Annotated in this window: 25 protein-coding genes; 19 read left to right on the top strand and 6 right to left on the bottom strand. The window is 56.6% G+C overall.

The features are described 5' to 3' along the window. Nucleotides 1-4: 4 nt before the first annotated feature. The gene (locus tag MKI83_RS08065; RefSeq protein WP_241584882.1) at nt 5-958 is read left to right on the top strand and encodes a DUF58 domain-containing protein; all 954 of its coding nucleotides are present in this window, start codon (nt 5-7) and stop codon (nt 956-958) included. Further along, nucleotides 955-2,946 carry a transglutaminase TgpA family protein gene (locus tag MKI83_RS08060; protein ID WP_241584750.1) on the top strand — a complete coding sequence of 664 codons (1,992 nt, stop codon included), beginning with the start codon at nt 955-957 and terminating at the stop codon, nt 2,944-2,946. The genes MKI83_RS08065 and MKI83_RS08060 overlap by 4 nt, the downstream gene beginning before the upstream one ends. A gap of 3 nt (nt 2,947-2,949) precedes the next feature. On the opposite strand, the gene MKI83_RS08055 is transcribed toward MKI83_RS08060, so the two are convergent. The 4 genes from MKI83_RS08055 to hexR form a co-directional block, all read right to left on the bottom strand. After that, nucleotides 2,950-3,654 carry a YebC/PmpR family DNA-binding transcriptional regulator gene (locus tag MKI83_RS08055; RefSeq protein WP_241584749.1) on the bottom strand — a complete coding sequence of 235 codons (705 nt, stop codon included), beginning with the start codon at nt 3,652-3,654 and terminating at the stop codon, nt 2,950-2,952. Between the two features lie 83 nt (nt 3,655-3,737). Beyond that, nucleotides 3,738-4,673, bottom strand: coding sequence for a MalM family protein (locus MKI83_RS08050; RefSeq protein WP_241584748.1), 936 nt, complete (start codon nt 4,671-4,673; stop codon nt 3,738-3,740). A gap of 126 nt (nt 4,674-4,799) precedes the next feature. Next, a complete protein-coding gene (locus MKI83_RS08045; RefSeq protein ID WP_241584747.1) occupies nt 4,800-6,083 on the bottom strand; it encodes a maltoporin in 1,284 nt (427 codons plus the stop codon). 397 nt (nt 6,084-6,480) lie between these two features. Then, a complete protein-coding gene (hexR, locus tag MKI83_RS08040) occupies nt 6,481-7,365 on the bottom strand; it encodes a transcriptional regulator HexR (RefSeq protein ID WP_241584746.1) in 885 nt (294 codons plus the stop codon). A 193-nt stretch (nt 7,366-7,558) separates the two neighbouring features. Between hexR and zwf the strand changes: the two genes are divergently transcribed. The 4 genes from zwf to MKI83_RS08020 all read left to right on the top strand — a co-directional run bounded on the left by zwf (nt 7,559) and on the right by MKI83_RS08020 (nt 12,504). Further along, nucleotides 7,559-9,028 carry a glucose-6-phosphate dehydrogenase gene (gene zwf, locus MKI83_RS08035; RefSeq protein ID WP_241584745.1) on the top strand — a complete coding sequence of 490 codons (1,470 nt, stop codon included), beginning with the start codon at nt 7,559-7,561 and terminating at the stop codon, nt 9,026-9,028. Continuing rightward, nucleotides 9,015-9,719 (top strand): 6-phosphogluconolactonase, encoded by a 705-nt coding sequence (gene pgl, locus MKI83_RS08030; protein ID WP_241584742.1) that lies wholly within the window; start codon nt 9,015-9,017, stop codon nt 9,717-9,719. The genes zwf and pgl overlap by 14 nt, the downstream gene beginning before the upstream one ends. A 48-nt stretch (nt 9,720-9,767) precedes the next feature. Further along, nucleotides 9,768-10,412: a bifunctional 4-hydroxy-2-oxoglutarate aldolase/2-dehydro-3-deoxy-phosphogluconate aldolase gene (locus MKI83_RS08025; protein WP_241584740.1), complete on the top strand. Its 645-nt coding sequence runs from the start codon at nt 9,768-9,770 to the stop codon at nt 10,410-10,412. Between the two features lie 433 nt (nt 10,413-10,845). Continuing rightward, nucleotides 10,846-12,504, top strand: coding sequence for a glucan 1,4-alpha-maltotetraohydrolase domain-containing protein (locus tag MKI83_RS08020; RefSeq protein WP_241584738.1), 1,659 nt, complete (start codon nt 10,846-10,848; stop codon nt 12,502-12,504). Between the two features lie 79 nt (nt 12,505-12,583). Here the strand turns inward: MKI83_RS08020 and MKI83_RS08015 are convergent, their stop codons facing one another. Then, nucleotides 12,584-13,537 carry an alpha/beta fold hydrolase gene (locus MKI83_RS08015; RefSeq protein ID WP_241584737.1) on the bottom strand — a complete coding sequence of 318 codons (954 nt, stop codon included), beginning with the start codon at nt 13,535-13,537 and terminating at the stop codon, nt 12,584-12,586. 260 nt (nt 13,538-13,797) lie between these two features. Between MKI83_RS08015 and trhO the strand changes: the two genes are divergently transcribed. The 5 genes from trhO to MKI83_RS07990 all read left to right on the top strand — a co-directional run bounded on the left by trhO (nt 13,798) and on the right by MKI83_RS07990 (nt 18,671). After that, complete coding sequence (gene trhO, locus MKI83_RS08010) at nt 13,798-14,778, top strand: oxygen-dependent tRNA uridine(34) hydroxylase TrhO (protein ID WP_241584736.1); 981 nt, start codon at nt 13,798-13,800, stop codon at nt 14,776-14,778. Nucleotides 14,779-14,895: 117 nt separating this feature from the next. Then, entirely contained in the window at nt 14,896-15,141 is a 246-nt protein-coding gene (locus tag MKI83_RS08005) for a DUF1653 domain-containing protein (RefSeq protein ID WP_241584735.1), read from the top strand. A 98-nt stretch (nt 15,142-15,239) separates the two neighbouring features. Further along, entirely contained in the window at nt 15,240-17,825 is a 2,586-nt protein-coding gene (gene topA / locus MKI83_RS08000; RefSeq protein WP_241584734.1) for a type I DNA topoisomerase, read from the top strand. A 60-nt stretch (nt 17,826-17,885) separates the two neighbouring features. After that, nucleotides 17,886-18,404, top strand: a complete 519-nt coding sequence (locus MKI83_RS07995; RefSeq protein WP_241584733.1) for a DUF6586 family protein — start codon at nt 17,886-17,888, stop codon at nt 18,402-18,404. Between the two features lie 33 nt (nt 18,405-18,437). Further along, entirely contained in the window at nt 18,438-18,671 is a 234-nt protein-coding gene (locus tag MKI83_RS07990) for a hypothetical protein (protein ID WP_241584732.1), read from the top strand. 74 nt (nt 18,672-18,745) lie between these two features. On the opposite strand, the gene suhB is transcribed toward MKI83_RS07990, so the two are convergent. After that, nucleotides 18,746-19,561, bottom strand: a complete 816-nt coding sequence (gene suhB / locus MKI83_RS07985) for an inositol monophosphatase family protein (protein ID WP_241584731.1) — start codon at nt 19,559-19,561, stop codon at nt 18,746-18,748. A gap of 132 nt (nt 19,562-19,693) precedes the next feature. On the opposite strand from suhB, the gene trmJ reads away from it, so the two are divergent. The 8 genes from trmJ (at nt 19,694) to hscA (ending at nt 26,307) form a co-directional block, all read left to right on the top strand. Next, nucleotides 19,694-20,479, top strand: coding sequence for a tRNA (cytosine(32)/uridine(32)-2'-O)-methyltransferase TrmJ (gene trmJ / locus MKI83_RS07980; protein ID WP_241584729.1), 786 nt, complete (start codon nt 19,694-19,696; stop codon nt 20,477-20,479). Next, complete coding sequence (gene cysE, locus MKI83_RS07975; RefSeq protein WP_241584728.1) at nt 20,472-21,278, top strand: serine O-acetyltransferase; 807 nt, start codon at nt 20,472-20,474, stop codon at nt 21,276-21,278. The genes trmJ and cysE overlap by 8 nt, the downstream gene beginning before the upstream one ends. A gap of 132 nt (nt 21,279-21,410) precedes the next feature. Next, the gene (gene iscR / locus MKI83_RS07970) at nt 21,411-21,899 is read left to right on the top strand and encodes a Fe-S cluster assembly transcriptional regulator IscR (protein WP_241584726.1); all 489 of its coding nucleotides are present in this window, start codon (nt 21,411-21,413) and stop codon (nt 21,897-21,899) included. A 32-nt stretch (nt 21,900-21,931) separates the two neighbouring features. Continuing rightward, nucleotides 21,932-23,146, top strand: coding sequence for an IscS subfamily cysteine desulfurase (locus MKI83_RS07965; protein WP_241584723.1), 1,215 nt, complete (start codon nt 21,932-21,934; stop codon nt 23,144-23,146). A 29-nt stretch (nt 23,147-23,175) separates the two neighbouring features. Then, nucleotides 23,176-23,562: a Fe-S cluster assembly scaffold IscU gene (iscU, locus tag MKI83_RS07960; RefSeq protein ID WP_241584721.1), complete on the top strand. Its 387-nt coding sequence runs from the start codon at nt 23,176-23,178 to the stop codon at nt 23,560-23,562. A 14-nt stretch (nt 23,563-23,576) separates the two neighbouring features. Continuing rightward, complete coding sequence (iscA, locus tag MKI83_RS07955) at nt 23,577-23,900, top strand: iron-sulfur cluster assembly protein IscA (protein WP_241584719.1); 324 nt, start codon at nt 23,577-23,579, stop codon at nt 23,898-23,900. Beyond that, nucleotides 23,893-24,402: a co-chaperone HscB gene (gene hscB, locus MKI83_RS07950; RefSeq protein ID WP_241584717.1), complete on the top strand. Its 510-nt coding sequence runs from the start codon at nt 23,893-23,895 to the stop codon at nt 24,400-24,402. Before iscA ends, hscB begins: the two co-directional genes overlap by 8 nt. 42 nt (nt 24,403-24,444) lie before the next feature. Beyond that, nucleotides 24,445-26,307 carry a Fe-S protein assembly chaperone HscA gene (gene hscA, locus MKI83_RS07945; protein ID WP_241584715.1) on the top strand — a complete coding sequence of 621 codons (1,863 nt, stop codon included), beginning with the start codon at nt 24,445-24,447 and terminating at the stop codon, nt 26,305-26,307.

Here is a 26,307-nt window from a genome sequence, read left to right as displayed (position 1 = left end):
CAGTCTGCTGGCCGCGCAGCGCGCGCGTTGGCAGCGCTGGCTTAATCGTCGTATCCCGCCAGCGCGGGAGGTGCGGTTAGACCAGCGGCGTATTTTTATTATTCCTACGCGACAGGGGCTGGGGTTTCTTCTCTTGATCGCCTTGCTGCTGATCGGTGCGATCAACTACCAAAACAATCTGGCGTATTTTTTGGCCTTTTGGCTGCTGTCGCTGTTTTTGGTCGCCATCTTAAATACCTACCGCAGCTTGTCGGGCTTGGTGTTACGGCATTTGCCCAGTGTGCCGGTGTTTGTCGGTGAGCAAGCTTGTCTGCCACTTGAGTTGATTGCCGAGCGGCGCAGTTATCAGGCTTTAGCACTCGGCTGGCCACCGGCGCAGTTGTCCGGCGCTGATGTGGAGCAGGGCGGCAACACCCGCGTCGAGCTGTTTTTGCCCGCTGCTAAGCGCGGCTGGCTTAAGCCGGGGCGTTTGCGGGTAGAGAGCCGTTTCCCGTTGGGGCTGTTTGTGGCGTGGAGCTGGGTCGATTTGGATCAGCAAGTGTTGGTCTATCCAGCGCCCATGGCCGGCGCCATACCGCTGGCGGATCATGGCGCACAGGATGATGACGAAGGCGTGCGCATCATCCCAGCTGGCGTGGATGACTACCAAGGACTGCGCACCTATCAACCCGGCGACAATAAACGGCGTTTACATTGGAAAGCCTATTCCCGTGGCCAAGGCTTGTTGGTCAAAGAGTTTGCCGGTCTGGCCGGGCGTGATGTGTGGCTGGACTTCGCCAGTGCCAGTGGTGGTGTGGAGCAACGGTTATCGCGCCTTACGCATGCCGTGCTGACGCTGCATCAGCAAGGTCACGCCTTTGGTATGCGTTTGCCCGGCGTTGAGCTGGCACCCAGTGACTCAGCCAGCCATCGCGATGCGTGCTTGCGGGCGCTGGCCTTGTATGGCTTGCCGACATGAGCGGCCCCGCGTTGATTCCACGGATTAGCCTCACTTGGCTGTTAGCCGCGCAGGCCTTGGTGATCATCCCGCATTTATTGCATGTGCCGACGTGGTTGATTCCTTTGTGGTTGGTCTGCGGCGGTTGGCGCATCCAGATTTTCCGCCAGCGGGCGGACTACCCGCGCGGTTGGGTTAAAGCGTTACTGCTGGTGGGGGTGACCGCTGGGGTGCTGTTGTCGCACGGCACCGTGGTGGGGCTGGATGCTGGCGTCACCTTATTGCTGGCGACCTTTGTTTTGAAACTGTTGGAGATGAAGCGCCAACGCGATGCCCAAGTCTTGATCTACATGGGCTTTTTCGTGGTGGTGACGGCGTATTTATTTGAAGACAGCCTGTTAAGTTTTGCCTACAGCTTGCTGCCCATCTCGTGCTTAACCGCCGCATTAATCGGCCTGCAGCAAAGCCGCTTTAATCAACGCCCTTGGGCGACGTGGCGTTTAGCGGCTGGTTTATTGCTGCAAGCTTTGCCGTTGATGTTGCTGTTGTTTGTGTTTTTTCCGCGAATCGGTCCGTTGTGGAGTATGCCAACGCCGGATGTGGCGCGCACAGGCTTAGCCGAAAGCATGTCGCCGGCGGATGTGGCCGAGCTTTCGCGCTCCAGCGAGCTGGCCTTTCGCGCCACCTTTGACGGCCCCATACCGGCAAAAGAGCGCTTGTATTGGCGGGCGCTAACGCTGGATGACTTCGATGGCCGGCGTTGGTCGCAGTCATCGATTAATCGGCGTGCCAATGTGTTTGAGCCGCCTTGGCAAAAGCAGGGCGAGGTGCTGGATTATCAGATATTGATGCAACCCACGGGGCAGCCCTGGTTGTTTGCCCTGGATGTCGCCGAACCAGCGGCTGACGTTGGGCGCTTGCAGGTGGACTTTCGCGTGCAAAGCGCCGTGCCGGTTGAGCAGGCGCAGCTGTATCGTTTGCAGTCCTGGCCGGAGGCTGTGCGCCAACCTCAGTTGCCCGATGTGTTGCGCCGTTTGAACCTGCGTTTACCGTCAGGGTTTGATCCGCGCACACGGGCTTGGGCGGCCGAGCTACGCCAGCAGTATCCGGACGATCAGGCCTTGGTGTTGGCGCTCTTGCAGCACTTTAATCGTGAGCCGTTTCATTACACCTTGCGCCCGCCGGTGCTGGGGCAGCACAGCAACGACGAGTTCTTATTCGCAACGCGGCGCGGTTTTTGCGCGCATTACGCCGGGGCCATGGTGGTGGTGCTGCGGGCGGCGGGTATTCCGGCACGGGTGGTGGCGGGGTATCAAGGTGGCGAGGTGAATCAGACCGGCAATTACTTGTTGGTTCACCAATTTGATGCCCACGCTTGGGTTGAATACTGGCGGCCGGGCAAGGGTTGGCAGAGTGTCGATCCTACGTTTGAAGTGGCGCCAGAGCGTATCGAGTTTGGTTTGGAAGAAGCGTTGGCCGACGAAGGCAGCTTTTTAGAAGGTGACCTGCTGGCGGGCGCGCGCCTGCGCAATATCCCGCTGCTTAACCAGCTTCGTTTGGCTTGGGATGAGTTGAATTACAACTGGCAACGCTGGGTGCTGGGCTATCAGGGCGAACAGCAATTGCGTTGGCTGCAGAGCTGGTTGGGCACGGTTGATTGGCAGCGGCTAGGGCTGACCTTGGTGGCGGCAGTAGCCTTGTTGCTGATGGTTTTAGCGACGTGGTTACTGAAGCCTTGGCAGGCACGACCGCCGGCGCAACAACGTTATCTGCAGCAAGTCGAGCGCTTATTGGCGCACTTGGGCGTGCAGCGGCAAACCGGCGAGGGCGCAAGGCGTTTTAGTCAGCGCGCCCAAGTTGCCATTCCCGCGCAGGCTGCGGTGATTAAGGCGTTTTTTCAGGAGTACGAACGGCAGGTATTTGCCGGGGAGCAGGTCGATGAGTTGGCGCTGCGCGCCGCTTGCCAGCGCCTGCGCCGCGCGCTGCCGTGGTGGCAGCGCTGGCGTTAAGCTTTACTCGCCGATCAGGCCGACGTAGACGTTTTGCACGTCATCGTGGTTATCCAGCGCTTCTAGAAACGCTTCAACTTCTTCCAGTTCAGCACCGCTTAAGGTCACGGGGTTTTTCGCCCGATAGCCGAGCTTGGCAGAGTCGATGGTAAAACCTTGCTCAGGCAATGCGCGGCTAACTACGTCCAAATCGGTCGGGTCGGTGATGAACAGGGTGCTGCCTTCTTCGTCGCCGTCTTCAAAGTCTTGAGCGCCGGCCTCGATGGCGGCTAGTTCAGCATCGGCATCGCCTTCAGGGCTGGCTTCGATCAGGCCGACGTGGTCAAAATCCCAGCTCACAGAGCCTGAAGTGCCCAATTGCCCTTTGCGGAACAGAACGCGGATTTCGGCCACGGTGCGGTTAACGTTGTCGGTTAGGCACTCAACGATCACAGGCACCCGATGCGGGGCAAACCCTTCGTACATGGGGTGTTCAAAGTTCACGGTTTCGCCGGTCAGGCCCGCGCCTTTCTTAATCGCGCGGTCTAGAGTGTCTTTGGGCATCGACAGCTTTTTGGCTTGATGCACGGCCAAGCGCAACTTGGGGTTCATGTCGGGGTCAGCACCGTTACGGGCGGCAACCATGATTTCTTTGACCAAGCGACCGAACAATTTGCCTCTGGCGTTGGCGGCGGCTTCTTTATGTTTGGCTTTCCATTGGGCGCCCATGCGTCACTCTCTCGATGTAAAACAAACGGCGATTCTAAAACAAAAAAGGCGACCTTGCGGTCGCCTGATCAACTTGGCTGGGCTTATTTAATCTGCACTTTTTCCAGTAGATAGGTTTTGGCGCTCTCATCACCCACCCGCGCGGCTTCGTCAGCTAAGCGCAGGGCTTTCTCTAAGTCGCGGTTGGCCAAGGCTGCATCAATGGCTTGGCGGTAGAAGGCTTTGGTTTCAGGCTGAACCGGTGGTGCAGGAATAGCCGGTACGGTGTTGCCCATTTCTTGTCCAATGCTGCGCGGTGGCACATAGGTGTTAGCCAGTTGCCCTGCCGCTTGGTCTTCAATAATGACCATCTTGATGATGCCTTCGGCGGCATGCTGCGCGACGGGGTCAGCGATGTTTGGCGGCTCGGTGCCGCGAGCGCGAGCGTAGGCTTTGGCCGGATGCTCGATGGTGGTGCTGCCAGCCATTTGCTCGTCGCTGGTGTACAGCACGAGGTAGGCTTCGTTGCCGGCGTTATCCAAATACAAGCGGTCGACGCGCAGACGGGCGTCCATGCTATCGCCCTTTAAGCCCTGTGCCGGTACGAAGGTGAAGTCGTCTTTGCCCAGTAGGCGGGTAATTTGCAGATTACCGTTAAGCAACATGGCGTTAGGCGCCAGCACAGTGTCGCCGGCTTGACTGTAGAGGCGAATCTCAAAAGAGCGGCTGGTTTGCGGCAGGGCAAATGCGCGGAAAAAGCTCTTGCCGCTGTCAAACTCAAACGCTGGTGCCGTGCGATCGATGATCACATTGCCGCTGAAATTGGCTGGAATAGGGGTGAACTGAAAGTCACGCACGCTAGGGCAGCAACTCGGTGCTTGCGCTAGTGCCTGCTTGGCGGCGCTGGAGCTGATCGATAGCGGTTGCGGTGCTTTGTTAAACGCATCCACATGGCGCAGCGAGGTTGGCTCGCCCGCGCAGCCCAGTAATAAGGTGGAACACAGGCCAAGTAGCAAGGGTAGGCGGCTTGTGGTTGTCATTATGGTCGTCCTCGACGGTGTTCAATCGCGGAAAAGGCCCCGCTCTTTGCGTGGAGCGGGGCAATTTCAGGAGCAGCAATGCTTTGTTAGGTGCGCGAGGCTACACGGATAGCCTCGCGAAGCCTGTTACCACCACGCTTCGGCTTGTACGCCAAAGGTCATGCCGTCGTCTTCGCCGGTTTCGATCGATTCGCTCGCCGCGTTGTAGTCATCACCATCCCACATGGCGTAGGTGGCAAACACACGAATTTGCGGACGCGCCCAGAAGCTACGACCAGCGGACCATTGCTGGGCAATGGTGAATTTCTTCAGGTCGATGGTGTCTTGGCCGTCGGCTTGCGGATCCACTTGGTCGTAGCCGAACTCGAAGGCGGTGGACATCACGTTGTCCCACTTGTAGACCGGACGCAGGCCAAAGGAGAACCATTCCTGGCCTTGCTTGTTGTCGAGGTCTTTGTCTTCGTAGATTTGCACGTACATCATCTCGATGTCGTCGCTCAGACCGACCACGCCTTGGTTAACCAAGCGCAGCATGCTGCCGTCGCTGTTGCCGGTGCTGTTGCGGCCGGTGGAGCCGATGATGCCATCGGTGCCGTATTGGATCGCCAGCTTGTTAAAGCCACCAAACCAGTTGCCTTGGGTGTGCTCCATGGTAACCAGGTGGCCTTTGTTGTCGGTGTAGCCTGGGTCTTTTTCTTGCTCGTCGGTCAGGTTGGCTTTGCCATAGTCATAACCCACGATCAGCTTGCCATCGGTGTTGACGTCGATGTCAGTCAGGCGGAAGTCGAAGGTATCGTTGGCCACGTTGGTGCCGGTGCCAGCACCGTCGTAAGTCCAGTCACCGTCGGTGTTACGCATCCATGCCACGTGGGCTTTGGCAAAGCCTACGTCGATATCTTCAATGCCTGCGCCTGGGCCGGACACATCCCAGTAGTAATAGTCATTGATGTGCACGTCATGGCGTTTGTAGTAGCGCTTACCCGCCCATAAAGTGGCGCCTGGCAGCATGCTCAACACGTTTTTACCTTGTACGTTGAACTGGCGAATGGAGCTGGTGCCGTTCTCGTAGGGGTTATCGGTGTTGGCGTTTTTACTGTCAGTGGCTTCCCAGTCGTTAGCTTGATTGGATTTGTAAGCAATCATGCTGTCGATATAGAAGCTCTGTTCCCCTTCTTTCCATACTTCTTGGCCAAGGCCAACTTCGGCGTAGGTTTCGCACTCGTTACCTAGGCGGTATTTCGCGCCTGCGCCTTTGGCTTGGAAGCACGCTTGGTCGCCACCGCCGCCGGTTGCGCCAATGCCTGAGCGCATATAACCGTGGAAATCCACAGCGAGCGCCGGCGCCGCAACGAGCATTGCCGCAAGGGCATAGCTGGGCTTAAGCAAGAAGGTTGGTTTTTTGGTGTTCATGGCGGGTCCTTTGTTGTTTTTGTTGGCTCGTAATGGTGGCCAGGGTGTAACACCCGTGGATGCTGCGTAGTAATAAAACAACGAGATGATCTTCTCAACAAAGCAAACGTAACCAATTTGATACGCGCCTTGGCGGCCGGCATTGCGGGTGATCGTGTTGTTTACATTACGCAAGTCGATGATTGCGTCCAGTGCCGCCAGCCTAGGCTTGTGCGGCGTGATGAAGATTCGGTGAAGGTTGCAAGCGCAGCATCATCCCTGCTGGGGATTTAGGGGGATGAGGGGGGAGGATGAGGGTGAGATGAGGTGCTGGTCACAGGTTGTAGGTTGTTTGGAGTGCAGGGGCTGCCACGCAGATTGCCTTGATTGCTGGTGCGGGGCATGGCAGCCACATTGGTTAGTCGCTTGCGCTGTCGTCGTCTTCGCTGCCTGGCTGCAGGCGAGTAGGGAGAAGGCTTTCTTTGATTTTACGCAGATGCGGCTGAAAGTCGCTGCCGCGCCGCAGTGTGACGCCAGTGGCGAGCACGTCGAGCATGGTGAGTTGAATTAGGCGCGAGGTCATCGGCATGTAGATGTCGGTGTCCTCTTGGTCGGGGGTGCCAACACAAACACTGCACAGCTTGGCCAGGGGCGAATCGGTCGCGGTAATGCCGATGACTGAGGCGCCATTGCTGCGGGCTTCACGCGCCACATCAATCAAGTCTTTGGTACGTCCGGTGTAGGAAATGATCACAAACACATCGCCGGTATGGGCGACGGCGGTAATCATACGCTGCATCAAAACATCGACCTGAGCGCTGACTGCCAAGTTGAAGCGGAAAAACTTGTGCTGGGCGTCAAGCGCCACCGAGGCGGAGGCACCCAGACCGAAGAAGTGGATGTGGCGCGCCTGTATCAGTAGGTCTACTGCTTTGCTGATGAGCTTGCTGTCGGTGCCTTGCATGGCGCTTTCAAGCGAGGCGATGGTGGTGGCAAAGATTTTCTTGGTGTACTCCTCGGCGGTATCGTCTGGCTCAACCGCGCGGCTGACATAGGTCGCGCCACTGGCCAGACTCTGCGCGAGCTGGATCTTAAGCTCTGGATAACCCTGAATAGCAAAGCTGCGACAGAAGCGGTTGACCGTCGGCTCGCTGACGCCGGCGGCTTGGGCGAGGGCGGCAATGCTGAAGCGGGTGGCTTGTTCGGGGCTGGCCAAAATGACCTCTGCGACTTTGCGTTCGGCCTTGTTTAGTTCGGCCAGCTTGTCGTTGATGGTGTCCAGCAGGTTCTGCGAGCGATCCATAAATGTCCTTAAAGGCACGCGATAGCGTGCGTTAGCTGGGTTGATGCTAGTCCGTAAGGGCTAATCTACCAAGAGCAAAACGGTTTTTGAAAAGAAATGTTGTTTTTTTACTACTTTTACGTTTTTATAACGTCAATCGCTTTGGCGGCGCTTGGTTTAAGGCACCGCATACTTGTTGGAAGGTGAAACAGACATGCCTGTGATTCGAGTTGAGCCCTGTACCTTTGCCTTGTTTGGTGCCTTGGGTGATTTGGCTCTGCGTAAGCTATTTCCGGCGCTCTATCAGCTGGATCGCGCCGGCCTGCTGCATGAGCAAACCTGTGTGCTGGCGATGGCGCGTGATGAACTGGATGCCGAGGGTTTGCAGCGTCAGTTGCGCGAAAGCTTGACCCGTTTTGTCAGCGCTAAAGAACAAGATGCAGCGGTGATGCAGCGCTTTATTGACCGCTGCACCTATGTGTCAATGGATTTTCGTAAGCGCGATGACTACCAAGCGCTGACGTCGCTAGTCTCGGCGGAACAGCCCTTGGTGGCTTATTTCGCCACGCCTGCGGCGGTGTATGGCGATATTTGTCGTGAGCTGGCGCACCTTGAGTTGGTTAGCAACCTGCGTGTGGTGCTGGAAAAGCCCATCGGTCATTCACTGGAGTCTTCGCAAGAAGTCAACGATGCGGTGGCGCGCTATCTGCCAGAGCGCGCGATCTATCGTATCGACCATTACTTGGGCAAAGAAACGGTACAAAACCTGATTGCCCTGCGCTTTGCCAATAGCTTATTTGAGAATCAATGGAACAGCCGTTACATCTCCCACGTCGAAATCACGGTGGCGGAGAAGGTCGGTATCGAGGGTCGCTGGGGCTACTTTGATCAGGCGGGACAGCTGCGCGATATGGTGCAAAACCACCTATTGCAACTGCTGTGCTTAACCGCGATGGAGCCACCGAGCGACTTGTCAGCTGACAGTATTCGTGACGAAAAGGTCAAAGTGCTCAAAGCGTTAGCACCGATCACGCCAGAGTTGTTAAGCACCCATGTGGTGCGTGGGCAGTACGCCGCTGGCAGCATCGATGGTCAGCCCGTGCCTGGCTATCTCGAAGAAGAGAACGCCAACGTGCACAGCAACACCGAAACCTTCGTCAGCTTGCGCTGTGAAATCCGCAACTGGCGCTGGAGCGGGGTGCCGTTTTATTTGCGCACCGGTAAGCGCATGCAGCAAAAGCTGTCGCAGATCGTGATCCATTTTAAAGAGTCAGCGCACTACATCTTCGCTGAAGAGCAGCGCGATCAGGTGAGTAACAAGCTGATCATTCGCTTGCAGCCCGATGAGGGCATTTCCTTGCAGGTGATGACCAAAGAGCAGGGCTTGGATAAGGGCATGCATCTGCGCAGCGGCCCGCTGCAGTTAAGTTTTGCCGACACCAACAACGCGGCGCGCATACCCGATGCCTACGAGCGTTTACTGCTTGAGGTGATGCAGGGCAATCAATACCTGTTTGTGCGTAAAGACGAAGTGCAAGCCGCCTGGCGCTGGTGCGATCAGCTGTTGGCCAGCTGGCGGCAAGATGGTTCGGCACCGAAAAAGTACCCCGCCGGCAGCTGGGGGCCGGTGGCCTCGATCGCCATGATTACCCGTGACGGGAGGTCTTGGTATGGCGATCTTTGACGGATTCTTACCTGCTGGCGTGCAGGCACATGCCTTGGCCGATGCCAGTGTGCAAGCACAAGTGCTGGCGCAGCGGGTGGCGGCGGCCTTAGCGCAAGCGGTGGCTGAATACGGCGATGCCTGCTTGTTGGTCAGTGGTGGGCGCAGCCCCGTGGCGTTTTTTCACGCCTTACGTGCAGCGCCGCTGGATTGGGCCAAGGTGCGTGTCTCGTTAGTGGACGAGCGTTGGGTGCCCGAGAGCGACCCGAACAGCAATGCCGCGTTAGTCAAAAGCCATTTGCTGCAAGGCGCCGCAGCGGCGGCGCAGTTTGAGCCGCTGTATTTGGGGGTGAGCCAGCGTGCTGATGCGCAAGCGGTGACCGAGCGTTGGCAAAGTCGCCGTGCACCGGATGTGGTGGTGCTGGGCATGGGTGGCGATGCGCACACCGCGTCGTTGTTCCCACGTGCAGAAGGGCTGGCGCAAGGCTTGGCGGAAGACGGTCCGCTGTGCCTGCCGATGCAGGCCAGCGCAGCGCCGACTGCGCGAGTTAGCTGCACCGCCGCCTTATTGCGCCGTGCGCCAGTACAACTGCTAGCCATTGCCGGGCAAGAAAAGCTGCAAGCGCTGCGTGAAGCACTCACCTGCGATGCCCTTGATAAACCGATTAAGGCGTTCTTACGTGCGCCGCTGTGCATCTATTGGTGCCCGTAAAGCCCCGCCAGTGCAGCTGACCTGATTATTGACTTGAGAGACACGCATATGAGTTTGGCAGACAACACCGCGCGTTTAGATCTGATCTGTAGCGCCGCGCGCATCATGCCGGTGATCGTGATTAACCAAGAGGCGGATATTTTGCCGCTGGCCGATGCCTTAGCCGCAGGCGGCTTACGCACCTTAGAAATCACCTTGCGCTCGGCTCACGGTTTAACCGCGATTCGTCTGTTGCGTGAGCAGCGACCTGAGCTTTGCGTGGGTGCCGGCACCGTGCTGGATGTTGCTATGTATCAAGCGGCCGAGCAGGCCGGAGCGCAGTTTGTGGTCACGCCGGGCTGCACTCAGGCACTGCTCGAATACGGGGCGAGGAGTGCGGCGCCGTTGTTGCCGGGCATCAGTACGGCCTCTGAACTGATGCAAGGTTACGCTTTGGGCTATCGCCGCTTTAAGTTGTTTCCGGCGGAAGTGGTCGGCGGTCAATCAGCGTTAAAGGCCTTCGCTGGTCCATTTCGAGATGTGCGCTTCTGCCCAACGGGCGGGGTAAAGCCGGATAACGCCAATGCCTATTTAGCGCTTAGCAACGTGATGTGCATTGGTGGCACTTGGATGCTGCCGGACAACTTGGTTGCCGCAGGCGACTGGTCTGACATTGAGCGTCTAAGCCGCGAAGCACTGGCGTTGGTCAGCTAAGACTACGCGCAAGCATTTGCCAAATGGAGCAAGGGGCCGTTTGGCAGATCGGTGATGTGCTCCTCCCGCATCGCCGCTGGAGAGAAACCCTCTCTATCCGTGTATTGGTGTATCACGCCACCGCCTTCTCCGGATCACGGCCCCGGAGCGGGCGGTTTTTTTTGCGCTGTGGACGGCATCTAGCTGACGCCGCTTTTTAAATGTTAGGCGCGAGCGCTGTTGCGGTCGGCATGCCGTGGCTATGCCAATTCTACGCCGGGTTCTACGCCTGGCCATTACGCCTGTTTTTTTTCGTCTCAGGCGCTGTGCGGCAATGACTGCGCAGCGCAGCCTGCGAATGTCTGCGTGAAAATGCAGCAACTTCCCCATTCGCAGAGAGGGAACTCTGGCGGTCGGATGCTCAACAACAAAGACAATAATGGAGCTCAACCCGATGAACCGATACCTACGTATCGCTTGCCTCACCGCGGCCATGGTGCCGTTGGCGTACCCGCTGGACAGTCTTGTGCATGCCGCTGATGCCGGCGGAAAAACCGCAGCCGGCGTGCGTAACCACGGCGGCGATGAAATTATCCTGCAAGGCTTTCACTGGAACGTGGTGCGCACTGCGCCGAGCCATTGGTACAACACCCTCAAAGACAAAGCCCCAACCATTGCCGCCGATGGTTTTACCAGCATTTGGATGCCGGTGCCGTGGCGCGACTTTTCCAGCTGGAGTGATGCCAGTAACGGCACCAGTGGTGGTGGCGAAGGCTACTTTTGGCATGACTTTAATAAAAACGGTCGCTACGGCAGCGACGCGCAACTAAAAAGCGCAGCCAACGCGTTGAATAACGCCGGCGTCAAGGTGGTGTACGACATCGTACCCAACCATATGAACCGGAGTTATCCCAATAAAGAAATCAACCTGCCGGCCGGCCAGGGCTTGTGGCGTAACGACTGCGCCGATAACGCTAATGGCCCCAATGGCTGTGACGATGGCGATCGCTTTATCGGCGGCGATGCCGACCTTAACACCGCGCACGCGCAGAACTATTTGATGTTCCGCGATGAACTTAAAAACCTGAAAAACAACTACGGTGCCCAAGGTTTCCGCTTTGACTTCGTGCGCGGCTACGCCGGTGAACGCGTCGATGCGTGGATGAAAGATGCGCATGACAGCGGCTATTGCGTGGGCGAGCTGTGGAAGTCGCCGGGCGAATACCCGCCCTCAGACTGGCGACGCAACGCCAGTTGGCAAGAGATCATCAAAGACTGGTCCGATCGCGGACAATGCAGCGTGTTTGACTTCGCCTTGAAAGAACGCATGCAGAACGGCTCGATCAGCGATTGGCGCAACGGCCTAAACGGCAACCCCGATGTCCGTTGGCGTGAAACTGCGGTGACCTTTGTCGATAACCACGACACGGGCTACTCGCCGGGGCCTAACGGTGGCCAGCACCATTGGGCTTTGCCGGATAGCCTGCGCAAACAAGCCTACGCCTACATCCTGACTACGCCGGGCACGCCGGTGGTGTATTGGTCGGATATGTACGACTGGGGCTTGGATGGCTTGATCCGCCAGTTGATGCAAATCCGTAAAACAGCCGGCGTTAAAGCGGCTTCGGCGATCACCTTTCATTCGGGCTTTTCTGGCTTAGTGGCGAGTATCAGCGGCAGCTCGCAAACCTTAGTGCTGGCGCTGAACTCGAACTTGGCCAACCCCAATCAAGTGGCCGCTGGCAGCTTTACGCAAGCGCTGAACAGCGACAACGGGCAGATTCGCGTGTGGCGCACGGGTAGCGCGGGTGGCACGACGGTGGCGGTGAATTTTCGCTGCGACAACGGCGTCACGCAGTGGGGGGATAGCGTGTACGCGGTGGGTAATAGTGCGGATTTGGGTAACTGGAGCGCTGCCAACGCGGTGCGTCTGACCGATACCACGGCTTATCCAACCTGGAAAGGCACGCTACAACTGCCGGCTAACCAAACGCTGGAGTGGAAGTGCATCATCCGCAACGAAGCCAACCCAAGCCAAGTTAAGCAATGGCAGCCGGGGGCCAATAACCGGGTCACTACTGCGGCGGGCGTGACCACCAGCGGGCGGTTCTAACCCGTACGTTGTCCACAAAGCCCGCCAGTCAGCGCTGCCGGGCTTTGTGGATGACTTTGTGGATGGCTTAGAACTGGCCTTAGAGCTTACCTGTGGCTAGGAAACGTTTGGCATCCCACGCGCTTTGCACGGGGATTTCTTCCATCGGCACATGGCCGATATCGGGGTACATTTTAAGGGTTAGCTTGGGATGGTCCTGTTGCCATTGCTGAGCTTGGCTGGGTGGAATCCAACGGTCTTTGTCGCCCCACATTAATAAAGTAGGCGTGCTGAGCTTGGCGATCTGCTCGCTCGGGTCTTGGCTGGGGTTGTTCATCTTGTTGATCATACGGAAGATATCGATCATCGCGGCGCGGTTGCCGGGGCGACGATTGATGTCGTAGTAGCGGTCAATCACGCCATCACGAATGCGCCAGCTCTGCCCATAGACTTCACTTACGTTCATGCCGATCACGCTTTTAGGGATCCACAGCGGGGCAATGCTGCGCGCGCCCGGCAGGTCCGCCAAGCTGATCACCCAAGGCGCTTTCTCCATGGGGTAGCCTGCAGGATCAATAAGGATGAGCTTGTCGACTTTCTCTGGGCGTTTGAGCGCGTAATTCCACGCCATGTAGCCGCCGAGTGAGTTGCCGGCGATGGACAGCTGCTCAACGTCTAAGGTGGTCAGCAGCTCATCCAGCATGCCGACGATGCGCTCAGGCTCGTATTTGCCATCGGGTAGGGGGCCAGTGAGGCCGAAACCCGGCACATCCACGCGGATCAAGCGGTAATCGTCTTTTAGCTCGTCGACCCAGCCGTCCCACGTGTGTAGCGATGACACAACCCCGTGCAATAACAGCAGCACAGGGGCGTCTTGGCGGCCCTCATCGCGGTAATGCATGCGCACGCCCTGTATTTCAACGAACTGGGAGCCGCTCTCGGCGCTGGCGTAGCGCGCGGTGAGCTCCTCCATCGGCAGTGAGCCAAAGCCTAGGCTCTGGCAGCCGGGCAAAATCATGATGGGGAACAGCAGGGGAAAAATCAGACGGCGCATGGGGGCACTCCAGCGTGTTGTTGTTGTGCGCGCAGGGTGCCGTTAGCGAGGTGGAATGTCCGGCCAACCTAGGGTTGGGTGGAGGGTTGTTCGACAATTTCAGGAGAAAAGTTGGGCTTAACCGCTTGAGGCTTTTGTGATGCAAACGATAGGCGCGACTTTCACCGCACGAGCAGGCTCGGTAGAATGCGCGCCCGCCGTGCTGAGGCACGCCATTTTGCTCTGGATTTACGTTCCAGTGCGCAAGATAAAGGTGTTTTATGACGCAAATTGTTGTGTGTGCGCTGTATAAGTTTGTCACCCTGGATGACTTCGAGGCTCTGCGTGAGCCATTGCTCGCTGAGCTGACTGCCCATCAAGTGCGCGGCACTTTGCTGCTGGCTAAAGAAGGCATCAACGGCACGGTCGCGGGCTCGGCCCAAGGCATTAACGCGGTGTTAGCTTGGCTTAAGCGTGACCCGCGCTTAGCCGAGCTGGACTACAAGCTGTCGTACGACACCGCGCAGCCGTTTAATCGCTCCAAGGTCAAGCTCAAGCGTGAAATTGTCACTATGGGTGTGGAAGGTATCGACCCGAAAAAGGTGGTGGGTACCTATGTTGAGGCCAAAGATTGGAATGCTTTGATCAGTGATCCTGAGGTGTTGTTGGTCGATACGCGCAATGCGTATGAAGTGAAGATCGGCACTTTTAAGGGCGCAGTTAACCCTAATACTGAGACATTTCGCGAATTTCCCGCATACGTGCAAGAGCAGCTTGATCCGGCTAAACACAAAAAAGTTGCCATGTTTTGCACCGGCGGTATTCGCTGTGAAAAATCCACTGCGTACTTAAAAGAACAAGGTTTCGATGAGGTCTATCACCTCAAGGGCGGCATTCTTAAATACTTAGAAGAAGTGCCGGCAACGGATAGCTTGTGGCAGGGCGAGTGCTTTGTGTTTGATGGTCGCGTGGCGGTTAATCATGCGTTGGAAAAGGGTCAGTATGACCAGTGCCACGCCTGTCGTTTGCCGATCACCGAGGCCGAGAAGCAGAGCGAGCATTACGTGCAAGGCGTGAGTTGCCCGCACTGCATCGACCAATACAACGAGCAGCAGCGTCAGCGCTTTCGTGAACGGGAAAAGCAAGTACAACTGGCACGCCGCCGTGGCGAGCAACATTTTGGCAGTGTGGCGGCTGAGCTGATCGAAAAGCGTCGCCAAGCCAAAAATGCGTTTAAGAAACAACAGCGCGATAGCGAATAGCTTCAGCGATGTTTGCAAAGCCTGCCATCAGCGCAGGCTTTTTACCTACTGCGCAGCGTAAGGTCTATCGACTGGCGGCTGTGTTTTTGGCTCACAAGGCCTGATTGAGGATTGTTTATGCAGGATATTTTGGCGCCCGGTATTTATCAGCATTACAAAGGTCGCCGTTACCGCGTGGTGGGCGTGGCAAAACACTCGGAAACGGAAGAGGCGGTCGTGGTCTATCAAGCCCTGTATGGCGCGTTTGGCCTATGGGTGCGGCCGTTATCGATGTTTGTTGAACATGTGCGCGTGGGCGGAGAAACCGTGCCGCGATTTGAGCTGATTGAGGCGCAAAAAAGCCTGTTTGCTGACGCACGTTAAGGTTTTTTAATCGGGACTCGTCCTTGACCTTGCCCATGGCTGGCTACTATAAAGCCGCGCAAGTCGCTTTTTATTGATGGATGCTTAAAGAGAGAAATATGGGCAAATCTCTGGTTATTGTGGAGTCGCCGGCTAAGGCCAAGACCATTAACAAATATTTGGGCAACCAATTCGTGGTGAAGTCCAGTATTGGTCATATCCGCGATTTGCCCACCAGCGGTTCTGCCAGCAGTAAAGACGGCAAAAAGCCGGCCGCTGACAAGAAGCTAAGCGCAGAAGAAAAAGCCAAACGCCAGCTGGTCAGCCGCATGGGTATTGACCCTGAACATGGCTGGGCGGCGCGCTACGAGATTTTGCCCGGCAAAGAAAAAGTAGTGAATGAGCTCAAGGCCTTGGCCAAAGACGCTGACACTATTTATCTGGCAACGGACTTGGACCGCGAAGGGGAAGCCATCGCTTGGCACCTGCGCGAAGCCATTGGTGGGGATGACAGCCGCTACAAGCGCGTGGTGTTTAACGAAATCACCAAGAAGGCGATCCAAGAAGCCTTTGCCACGCCCGGTGAGCTGGATATCAATCGCGTCAACGCCCAGCAAGCTAGACGCTTTCTTGATCGCGTAGTCGGTTACATGGTCTCGCCGTTGCTGTGGGCTAAAGTGGCTCGTGGCTTATCGGCCGGCCGCGTGCAGTCGGTTGCGGTGCGTTTGATCGTTGATCGTGAGCGTGAGATTCGCGCTTTCGTTCCGGAAGAGTTCTGGGAGTTGCACGCTGATCTGTCCAAAGCGGCCAGCCAAGTGCGCTTCGAGGTGTTCAAGCAGGCCGGTGACGCGTTCCGCCCGCTGAACGAAGCCCAAGCTATGGCCGCCGTAGCGGCGCTTAAAGCGTCAAGCTACAGCGTGCTCAGTCGCGACGACAAGCCGACCAGCAGTAAGCCGAGTGCGCCCTATATCACCTCGACCTTGCAGCAGGCGGCGAGCAACCGCCTGGGCTTTACCGTTAAGAAAACCATGATGATGGCGCAGCGCTTGTACGAAGCCGGCTACATCACGTACATGCGTACCGACTCAACCAATTTGTCAGCTGACGCCGTTGCCATGGCGCGCGACTTTATTCAGGGCGAGTTTGGCGATAAGTATCTGCCGGAAAAGCCGGTTTCTTACTCCAGCAAAGAAGGCGCGCAAGAAGCGCATGAGGCGATTCGCCCGTCAGACGTCACGGTCAAAGCCACGGCTTTGTCCGGCATGGAACGTGATGCAGAGCGCCTGTATGAGTTGATTTGGCGCCAGTTTGTGGCCTGTCAAATGCTGCCGGCCAAGTACTTATCAACCAGTTTGGTGGTGCAGGCGGGCGAGTTCGAGCTGCGTGCGCGTGGTCGTATTCTCAAGTTTGACGGTTTCACCCGTGTACAGCCGGTGGTTGGTAAGTCTGCCGAAGACCAAGTGCTGCCGGATATGCAGCCAGGTGAGTCGCTCAAACTAGAAAAACTCGACCCCAAGCAGCACTTCACTAAGCCGCCTGCGCGCTTTAATGAAGCCAGCTTGGTCAAAGAGCTGGAAAAGCGCGGCATCGGCCGCCCGTCGACCTATGCGGCGATCATCTCCACCATTCAAGAGCGCGGCTACGTTGTTCTGCATAACCGCCGTTTTTACGCGGAGAAAATGGGCGACATCGTCACCGAGCGTTTGGTTGAAAGCTTTTCAGGTCTTCTCGATTACGGTTTCACCGCCACCATGGAAGGTTCGCTCGACCAAGTGGCACACGGACAAGTGCAGTGGAAGCAGCTGCTGGATGAGTTCTACGGTGATTTTCGTAGCAAGTTAGAGCATGCGGCCAACAGTGATGGCGGCATGCGTGCCAATCAGCCAACACCGACCGATATCGCCTGTCGCGAATGCGCGCGGCCGATGATGATCCGCACTGCGTCGACTGGGGTGTTCTTGGGCTGCTCAGGCTACGCCTTGCCGCCGAAAGAGCGCTGCAAGTCGACGATTAACCTGATCCCCGGTAACGAAATTGCTGAGGATGATGAAGGTGAGTCCGAGTCGCGCGTACTGCGTGGCAAGCGCCGTTGCCCGATTTGCGCCACAGCGATGGATTCTTACTTGGTGGATGAGCAGCGCAAGCTGCATGTCTGCGGCAACAACCCCGATTGCTCAGGCTTTGAGGTTGAAGAAGGCAAGTTCCGCATCAAGGGCTACGAAGGCCCAAGCCTTGAGTGCGATAAGTGCGGCAGTGAGATGCAGCTGAAGACAGGCCGTTTCGGCAAGTTCTTTGGTTGCACCAATGCCAGTTGTAAGAACACTCGCAAGCTGTTGAAAAGCGGTGAGCCAGCACCGCCGAAGATGGACCCGGTGCCGATGCCGGAGCTTAAGTGCGAGAAGGTCGACGACACTTACATTTTGCGTGACGGTGCCTCGGGCTTGTTCTTGGCGGCTAAGGGCTTCCCGAAAAATCGTGAGACGCGCGCGCCGTTGGTCAAAGAGCTGGTTCCGCATCGTGCCGAGATCGATCCGAAGTATCACTTCCTTTGCGATGCGCCGCAGGCCGATGATCAAGGTCGTGCTACCGTGGTGCGCTATAGCCGTAAGAGCAAAGAGCAGTACGTGCAAAGCGAAGAAAACGGCAAGCCCACCGGCTGGAAGGCGTTCTATCAATCCGGTAAGTGGGTGATCAGCAGCAAGTAATCGGCTGCCGGAAAGAGCCTTTGGCGGGGTATACTGGTGCACCCCGCCGGAGGACTGCTTATGGCCAATGAGCCCTACACCCGCACCAATCAACGAATCTATTTCACAGGCTTAGTGCTTGATCAGTGGCGCCAAAGCGACCGTGGCACGCCGGCTATTCAGCCAGCGCTGGAGCAGTGCTTGCGTGAATCGGCGTTGTTTCATTTGTACGGTGCGACGTTGGCCCTCGGGCAAGAAATTGCCTCTTTTTACCGCTTGCCCATCGCCAATGAAGTACGCGTTGACCGCTTGATCAGTCGAACGAGCTTGCAACAGCACCCAGGTGCTGAGCTGGCTGAGTTGGTCGAAATTATGGAAGCCGAACACAGTTGGCTTAAGGCGCTGGTGCAGCACTATGACGCTTTGCACTATCCGGTGCAGCCAAGTGCCCTCAGCAAGATTGATCCGGCGGTGAATTTAATCAGTCGCTCGGGTGAGCAGGTCGAGGACGTGCCTTTGAGTCGTGACACGCTGAGTGAGTGGCGTGATCAGCTTAAGCAGTTGGTATTGCGACTGCGCGAAGGCTTGAATGAATGGTAAGGCTTGCCTTGCCTTAAGTAGTAAGGAGTTACGATGTCGACATCCTTTTTGGAAATCGTCGAACTGGAAGACGGACGCATTGCTTTGCGTCGTTCAGAGGAAGAAGGCGAACCCCTGGTTATTATCGAGTTTTCCGGTGATGCCAAAGGCTTTCTTCATGGCCAGCAAGTGGAGGTGGCCAAAGCCATGATGAACGTCGGCGTGCAAATGGCCGCGCGCATGGCTGAAGGCGAGAAAGTTTCGGATGGCCCGCGAGTGCTGCATTAAGGTTGCTTCTTGCAGTGTTGTGAGAAACAACAGACAAAAAAATCCCCGGTAGCAAGCCGGGGATTTTTTTATGCTTAGCGCTTAAGCGCTGGCGGTAAGTGCGGCTGAATCGCCGTCAGTACAGCCTTAAAGCACTTAGTGTTGCCGGCAACAATATGCCCCTTGGCCAAGAAATCGTGGCCGCCGGTAAAGTCACTCATTAAGCCGCCCGCTTCTTGAATCAGCAGTGCACCGGCTGCCATGTCCCATTCGGACAGGCCGAACTCCCAAAATGCATCAAAGCGGCCAGCGGCCACGTAGGCTAAGTCTAGGCTGGCAGCGCCGGCACGACGAACACCAGCCGTTTCACCGACCAAGCTGCGGAACATGCCAAGATAGCTGTCCAAGTATTCCAGCTGGCTATCGCGGAACGGAAAGCCTGTGCCCAGCAGTGCACCCTCAAGGCTTTTGCGGTTGCTCACGCGGATGCGCTTGCCGTTCAGCTGTGCACCACGGCCACGGGTGGCGGTGAACTCTTCTTGGCGAGAAGGATCCAGTACAACGGCGTGCTCAAGGCGGCCTTTGTATTTGCAGGCGATGCTGACCGCGTAGTGGGGCAGGCCACGGGTGAAGTTGGTGGTGCCATCCAGCGGATCGATCACCCAGATGTAATCTTTGCCTTCGCCTTTGCCTTCTTGGAAGCCGCTTTCTTCGCCGTAGAAGCCATGGTCAGGGTAGGCCTTTTGCAGCGTGCTGATGATCAAGCGCTCAGCGGCCAGATCAATCTCGGTGACGTAGTCTTTGGCATCCTTTTCGTTGACGCTGATTGCATCCAGTCGGTCAGTGGAGCGGATGATCAGTTCGCCGGCTGCGCGAGCGGCACGCAGGGCAATATTCAACATGGGTTGCATGGAAGGATACCTAGACTGTTAAAGAAAGCCGGCCATTCTAGCAGAAAACCGAATAACTTGAAGGAGTCATGGCGTGCTGGGTGAGGCTTTTGTAACATGCCTGTCCCTGCGGATTCTGTAAGTAGCTTGAGCGTGTCTGAGAACATTCGAATTGTATTGGTCAACACCAGTCATCCCGGCAATATCGGTGGTGCCGCGCGTGCCATGAAAAACATGGGCTTAAGTCATTTATATCTGGTTGAGCCAGAAGACTTTCCCAATGGGAATGCGAAGGCGCGCGCCTCAGGGGCGGACGATATTTTAGAAAACGCCCGCGTGGTGAAAACCTTAGATGAGGCGCTGCAAGGTTGCTCTTTGGTCATGGGAACCAGTGCCCGTGACCGGCGTATTCCTTTGTCGTTGCTTGACCCGCGCGAGTCAGCGAACAAGGTGCTGGAGCATTTTGATGCTGGGGTAGAAGGGGATGTGGCGCTGGTGTTTGGTCGTGAGCACTCCGGGCTGACCAATGAAGAGTTGCAGCGTTGTAAATTTCACATTCATATCCCGTCTAACCCAGAGTTTAGCTCGCTGAATTTGGCGGCTGCCGTGCAGGTGTTGGTGTATGAGCTGCGGATGGCGCAACTGGCCCGGGCTGAAGCGCCGCTCAAGCAGCGCAAATTTGAAGCGTCATCCATGCTCAATGAACAGCCAGCCAGTGCTGATGAGATGGAGCGGTATTTCGAGCACTTAGAGCAAGTGCTGATCGAGGTGGGCTTTCATGATCCGCAAAAGCCACGTCATTTGATGGCCAGGCTGCGCCGCCTGTATGGGCGTGCTGAGGTGAATAAGTTAGAGATGAATATATTGCGTGGCATTTTGACGGAGACACAGCGTAGCTTGCGTGGTGAGCCAGGTAAGCGGGGAGGCAGTGATGTTTGAAGGTATAAAGGACGATATCCAAAGTGTTTTCCGTCGCGATCCGGCAGCACGCAATACCTGGGAAGTCATCACCTGCTATCCAGGCTTGCACGCCATATGGTTACACCGTATTGCGCATGCTTTGTGGCTGCGTGGCTGGAAGTGGTTGGCGCGCGCTGTGTCTAATTCGGGGCGTTTTTTGACCGGCATTGAAATTCATCCTGGCGCCAAAATTGGTCAGCGCTTCTTTATTGATCACGGTATGGGTGTGGTGATCGGTGAAACGGCAGAGATTGGTAACGATGTCACTCTTTATCAAGGCGTGACCTTAGGGGGTACCAGCTGGAACAAAGGCAAGCGCCATCCGACGCTAGAAGATGGTGTGGTGGTTGGTGCGGGCGCCAAGGTTTTGGGGCCGTTTACCGTGGGTGCCGGGGCTAAAATTGGCTCCAATGCAGTCGTGACCAAGGCGGTGCCGGCGGGCGCTACGGCAGTAGGCATTCCTGGTCGCATCATTGCCAAGGCGGATGATGAGCAGGTTGCGCGGCGTCAGGCGATGGCCGAGAAAATCGGCTTTGACGCCTACGGCGTAAGTCAGGACATGCCAGATCCTGTGGCGCAGGCGATCGGCCAGATGCTGGATCATATGCAAGCGGTGGATGACCGTTTAGGTGGCATGTGCAAAGCCCTGACAGCGCTGGGCAGTGATTATTGCGCCAAGGCGCTGCCAGAGTTAAACGCCGCTGATTTTGCCGGTGTAGCCGTTGAACCTGTGGAGGATGCGGCAGGCAAGGCGGAAGGCGAAGTGGCCAAGGGCTGATTGTCAGCGGGGCTTCTGTTATAGTCGCCCCGCAGCTTTAGCTAATTCCGACTAAATCACTAGGTTAAATACTTGACTTAAATAGTCGGGATTAGCATACTGGCACCACGTTCCAGCCACCTGTGATGAGTCATGCGTCTGACTACTAAAGGCCGTTACGCGGTTACCGCTATGCTTGATCTTGCGCTACATGCGCAATCAGGCCCTGTATCGCTGGCTGATATCTCCGACCGTCAAGGCATCTCGCTGTCTTATCTAGAGCAACTGTTCGCCAAGTTACGGCGCTGCGAGCTGGTTTCCAGTGTGCGCGGCCCGGGTGGCGGCTATCAGTTATCGCGTGAGTCGCAGTCTATTCATGTGGCGCAAGTGATTGATGCAGTCAATGAGTCCGTCGATGCCACGCGCTGTCACGGTGCGGGCACCTGTCATCCCAGTGGAACTTGTCTCACACATCACCTTTGGTGTGACTTGAGTCAACAGATCCATGATTTCTTAAGCGACATTAGTCTGGCCGACTTGGTCAAGCGCCGTGAGGTGCAAGAAGTCGCTGCGCGTCAGGATCGTCGCACCGACGATGCACGACGCGCGCTCGATACTATTTTGACGTCGGCAGTTGACTGACCGGCGCAGCCCAAGCCTGAGGGGATAACACCATGAAATTGCCGATTTATCTTGACTACTCAGCGACCACTCCAGTGGATCCGCGTGTGGCGCAGAAGATGATCGAATGCCTGACCTTGGAAGGGAATTTCGGCAACCCAGCATCACGCTCGCACCTGTTTGGCTGGAAAGCCGAAGAAGCGGTGGAGAACGCTCGCCGTCAGGTGGCGGAGCTGGTGAATGCTGATCCACGCGAAATCGTTTGGACTTCCGGTGCGACCGAGTCTGATAACTTGGCGATCAAGGGTGTCGCGCACTTCTATCAGGGCAAGGGCAAGCACATCATTACCTCCAAGATCGAGCACAAAGCAGTGCTGGATACTTGTCGTCAGCTTGAGCGCGAAGGGTTTGAAGTAACCTACCTTGAGCCCGATAGTGACGGTGTGATTTCGCCCGCCCAGGTCGAAGGCGCACTGCGCGAAGACACCATCTTGGTCAGTTTGATGCACGTGAACAATGAGATTGGTGTGATCACCGACATTGCCGCCATTGGCGAACTGACCCGCAGTCGTGGTGTGCTGTTCCATGTGGATGCTGCGCAATCCACTGGCAAAGTGGCGATTGATCTTGATGCGTTGAAGGTCGACTTGATGTCGTTCTCGGCGCATAAAACTTACGGCCCCAAAGGTGCCGGCGCATTGTATGTGCGCCGTAAGCCGCGTGTGCGTCTTGAGGCGCAAATGCATGGCGGCGGCCACGAGCGTGGCATGCGTTCGGGCACTCTTGCCACGCATCAGCTGGTCGGTATGGGCGAAGCGTTTCGTCTGGCCAAGCTAGAGCTGGAAAAAGACCGTGAGCATGCCAAAGCACTGGCCAAGCGTTTTTGGGACCAGCTGTCAGACATCGAAGAGGTTTACCTCAACGGCTCGGCTGAGCAACGCGTACCGCACAACATGAACGTCAGTTTCAACTACGTGGAAGGCGAGTCGCTGCTGATGTCGTTGAAAGATTTGGCGGTATCTTCTGGCTCGGCGTGTACTTCTGCTTCGCTGGAGCCTTCTTATGTGCTGCGCGCTCTGGGCCGTAGCGATGAGTTGGCGCATAGCTCGATTCGTTTCAGTTTTGGTCGCTTCACCACCAATGAAGAGGTGGATTTTGCAGCGACGCAGGCGCGCCAGGCAGTCGAGAAGCTGCGTGAGTTGTCGCCTCTGTGGGATATGTATAAGGACGGCGTAGACCTGTCCAAGGTGCAGTGGCAGGCCCACTGAGCCCCGAACGATTAGCGAGGATTACTACCATGGCATACAGCGAAAAGGTCATCGACCATTACGAAAACCCACGTAACGTGGGCAAGCTTAACGATCAAGATCAGGATGTGGGGACCGGCATGGTCGGCGCTCCAGCCTGCGGTGACGTTATGCGCTTACAGATTAAAGTAAGTGCTGACGGCGTGATCGAAGACGCCAAGTTCAAAACCTACGGCTGCGGCTCGGCGATTGCCTCGAGCTCGCTAGCGACTGAGTGGATGAAGGGTAAAACCTTGGAAGAAGCCGCTCAGATCAAAAACACCCAGCTGGCTGAAGAGCTGGCATTGCCGCCGGTCAAGATTCACTGCTCAGTTCTGGCTGAGGATGCGATTAAAGCTGCTGTGCAAGATTACAAGCAGAAAAATGGCATTTCCTGAGGAGAGTTAAGGCAATGGCTGTCACCATGACCGAAGCAGCAGCGCAACACATACGTCGTTCTCTTGATGGGCGCGGTAAAGGTGAAGGGATTCGCGTTGGCGTACGTACCACAGGGTGTTCTGGTATGGCGTATGTGCTGGAGTTTGTTGATGAGCCAGTGAGCGAAGATCAGGTATTCGAAAGTCACGGCACCAAGGTGTATGTCGACGCAAAAAGCTTGGTTTACATCGATGGCACCGAGTTGGATTTTGTTCGTGAGGGCCTTAACGAAGGCTTCAAGTTCAATAACCCCAACGTGCGTGGTGAGTGCGGTTGCGGCGAAAGCTTCAATGTCTGAGTGCCACTTTGGTCTGTTTGGTTTAAAGCCTGCGTTTGAGCTGGATTTAACCGAGTTATCTGCGCGCTACCGTGAGATGGCTAAGGCGGTGCATCCGGATCGTTTTGCCGATGCCGATGCGCGCGAGCAACGCTTGGCCATTGAGCGCTCGGCCAATATGAACGAAGCCTATCGGGTGTTGAAGAACCCGGCGCAGCGCGCGCTTTACCTGTTGCGTTTGCAAGGCTGCGATTTGGCCCTGGAAGCGACGGTGCAAGATCCCAGTTTTTTAATGCAGCAAATGCACCTGCGTGAAGCGCTGGAAGAAATCACCGACTGGCCCGCAGTGAATGCCTTCAAAGCAGAGTTAAAACAGCTGCAGCAAGCGCAAGAGCAAGAGTTTTCAGCTATTTGGCAGGATGCTGCGCGCATGTCAGAGGCCGAACGCTTGGTGCGCCGCTTACAGTTTCTCGATAAGTTGGCCAGGGAAGTGCGTCAGCTAGAAGAGCGTCTGGACGACTGAACCTTATTGCGATGCTAGGCAGCGCCTGGCTAAGAATGACCCATGGCACTACTACAAATTGCAGAACCAGGACAGGCTCCTAAGCCGCACCAGCGTCGCTTGGCGGTGGGTATCGACCTGGGTACTACCAACTCGCTGGTAGCCAGTGTGCGCAGCGGCTTGGCTGAAACGCTGCCCGATGCGGACGGCGCGGTTATTCTGCCCTCGGCCGTGCACTATCAGGCCTCGGCGACTGTGGTCGGCGCGGCAGCCAAAGCGGCGACATCGCAAGATCCTTTGAATACCATCGTGTCGGTAAAGCGCCTGATGGGGCGCGGCTTGCAAGATATTCATCAGCTGGGCGAGCAACTGCCTTACCGCTTTGTTGCTGGCGATTCGCAAATGCCGTTTATCGAAACCTGCCAGGGCAACAAGAGCCCTGTCGAGGTGTCGGCCGATATTCTTAAAGCCCTGCGCGCTCGTGCTGAACAAACCTTGGGCGGTGAGTTGGTTGGTGCGGTGATTACCGTACCGGCTTATTTTGATGATGCGCAGCGTCAAGCCACCAAAGATGCGGCCAAATTGGCCGGTCTCAATGTGCTGCGTTTGCTTAATGAACCGACTGCAGCAGCGGTGGCCTATGGCCTAGATAAACAAGCTGAAGGTGTGGTGGCGATTTATGACTTAGGCGGCGGCACGTTTGATGTGTCGATCCTGCGTCTAAGTCGCGGCGTATTTGAAGTGCTGGCCACCGGTGGTGACAGCGCGCTGGGTGGCGATGATTTGGATTTAGCCATCGCACACTGGGTGCTGGGCGAGGCGCAGGCCTCCACTGATTTAACTCCGGCCCAACAACGAAGCTTATTAGAGCAGGCTTGCGCAGCCAAAGAGGCACTGACTGACGCATCTTCGGTACAGCTCAGTTATGGCTCTTGGCAGGGCGTGCTAACCCGCGAGCGTTTTGTTGAACTGATCGATCCATTGCTTGAGCGTACCCTTAAAGCCTGTCGCCGCGCCTTGCGCGATGCCGACGTTGAGCTTGAGGAAGTGGACGCTGTGGTCATGGTGGGTGGTTCTACACGTGTGCCCCGTGTTCGAGATGTGGTTGGGCGCTTGTTTGCGCGCGAGCCCTTAACCGATATCGATCCCGATCAAGTCGTGGCTATCGGTGCTTCTATCCAGGCAGATGTCTTAGCAGGCAATCGCAGTGGCGATGAGCTGTTGCTGCTGGATGTGATTCCGCTGTCGTTGGGGCTAGAAACCATGGGCGGACTGATGGAGAAGGTGATTGCGCGCAACACCACGATTCCATCGGCACGCGCCCAAGAATTCACCACCTATAAAGATGGCCAAACGGCCATGTTGATACATGTGCTGCAAGGTGAGCGTGAGTTGATCAGCGCCTGTCGCTCACTGGCGCGCTTCGAGTTGCGCGGCATTCCGCCGATGCCGGCCGGCGCGGCCAAAATTCGCGTGACCTTTCAGGTTGATGCCGATGGCTTATTGGATGTCACAGCGCGTGAGTTGAACTCGGGCGTTGAAGCCAGCATCCAAGTTAAGCCCTCGTATGGTTTAAGTGATGATGAAATCGCTCGCATGCTCACAGAATCGATGGAATATGCCGGTGTCGATAAAGACGCCCGCGCTCTGGCTGAGGAACAGGTGGATGCCGATCGTTTGTTAGAGGCGGTGCAGGCAGCTTTGGCGGCGGATGGTTTGGCTTTATTGAGTGAGGCGGAGCGCCGCGATATTGATCAAGCAATCGCGCAGTTGCTCCAAGTGCGTGCGCAAAGTGCGGATGCGGCGGCAGTGAGTGCGGCCGCTAAAGCGCTGAGCGTGGCCACCGATGAATTTGCTGCTCGCCGAATGGATGCCAGTGTTCGCGCGGCACTTGCTGGCCGCAACGTGCAAGAAATTGAGGAATAA

It is taken from the genome of Atopomonas sediminilitoris (assembly GCF_022601735.1).
Lineage (GTDB): Bacteria > Pseudomonadota > Gammaproteobacteria > Pseudomonadales > Pseudomonadaceae > Atopomonas > Atopomonas sediminilitoris.
This window is presented reverse-complemented; position numbering and strand designations above follow the sequence as displayed.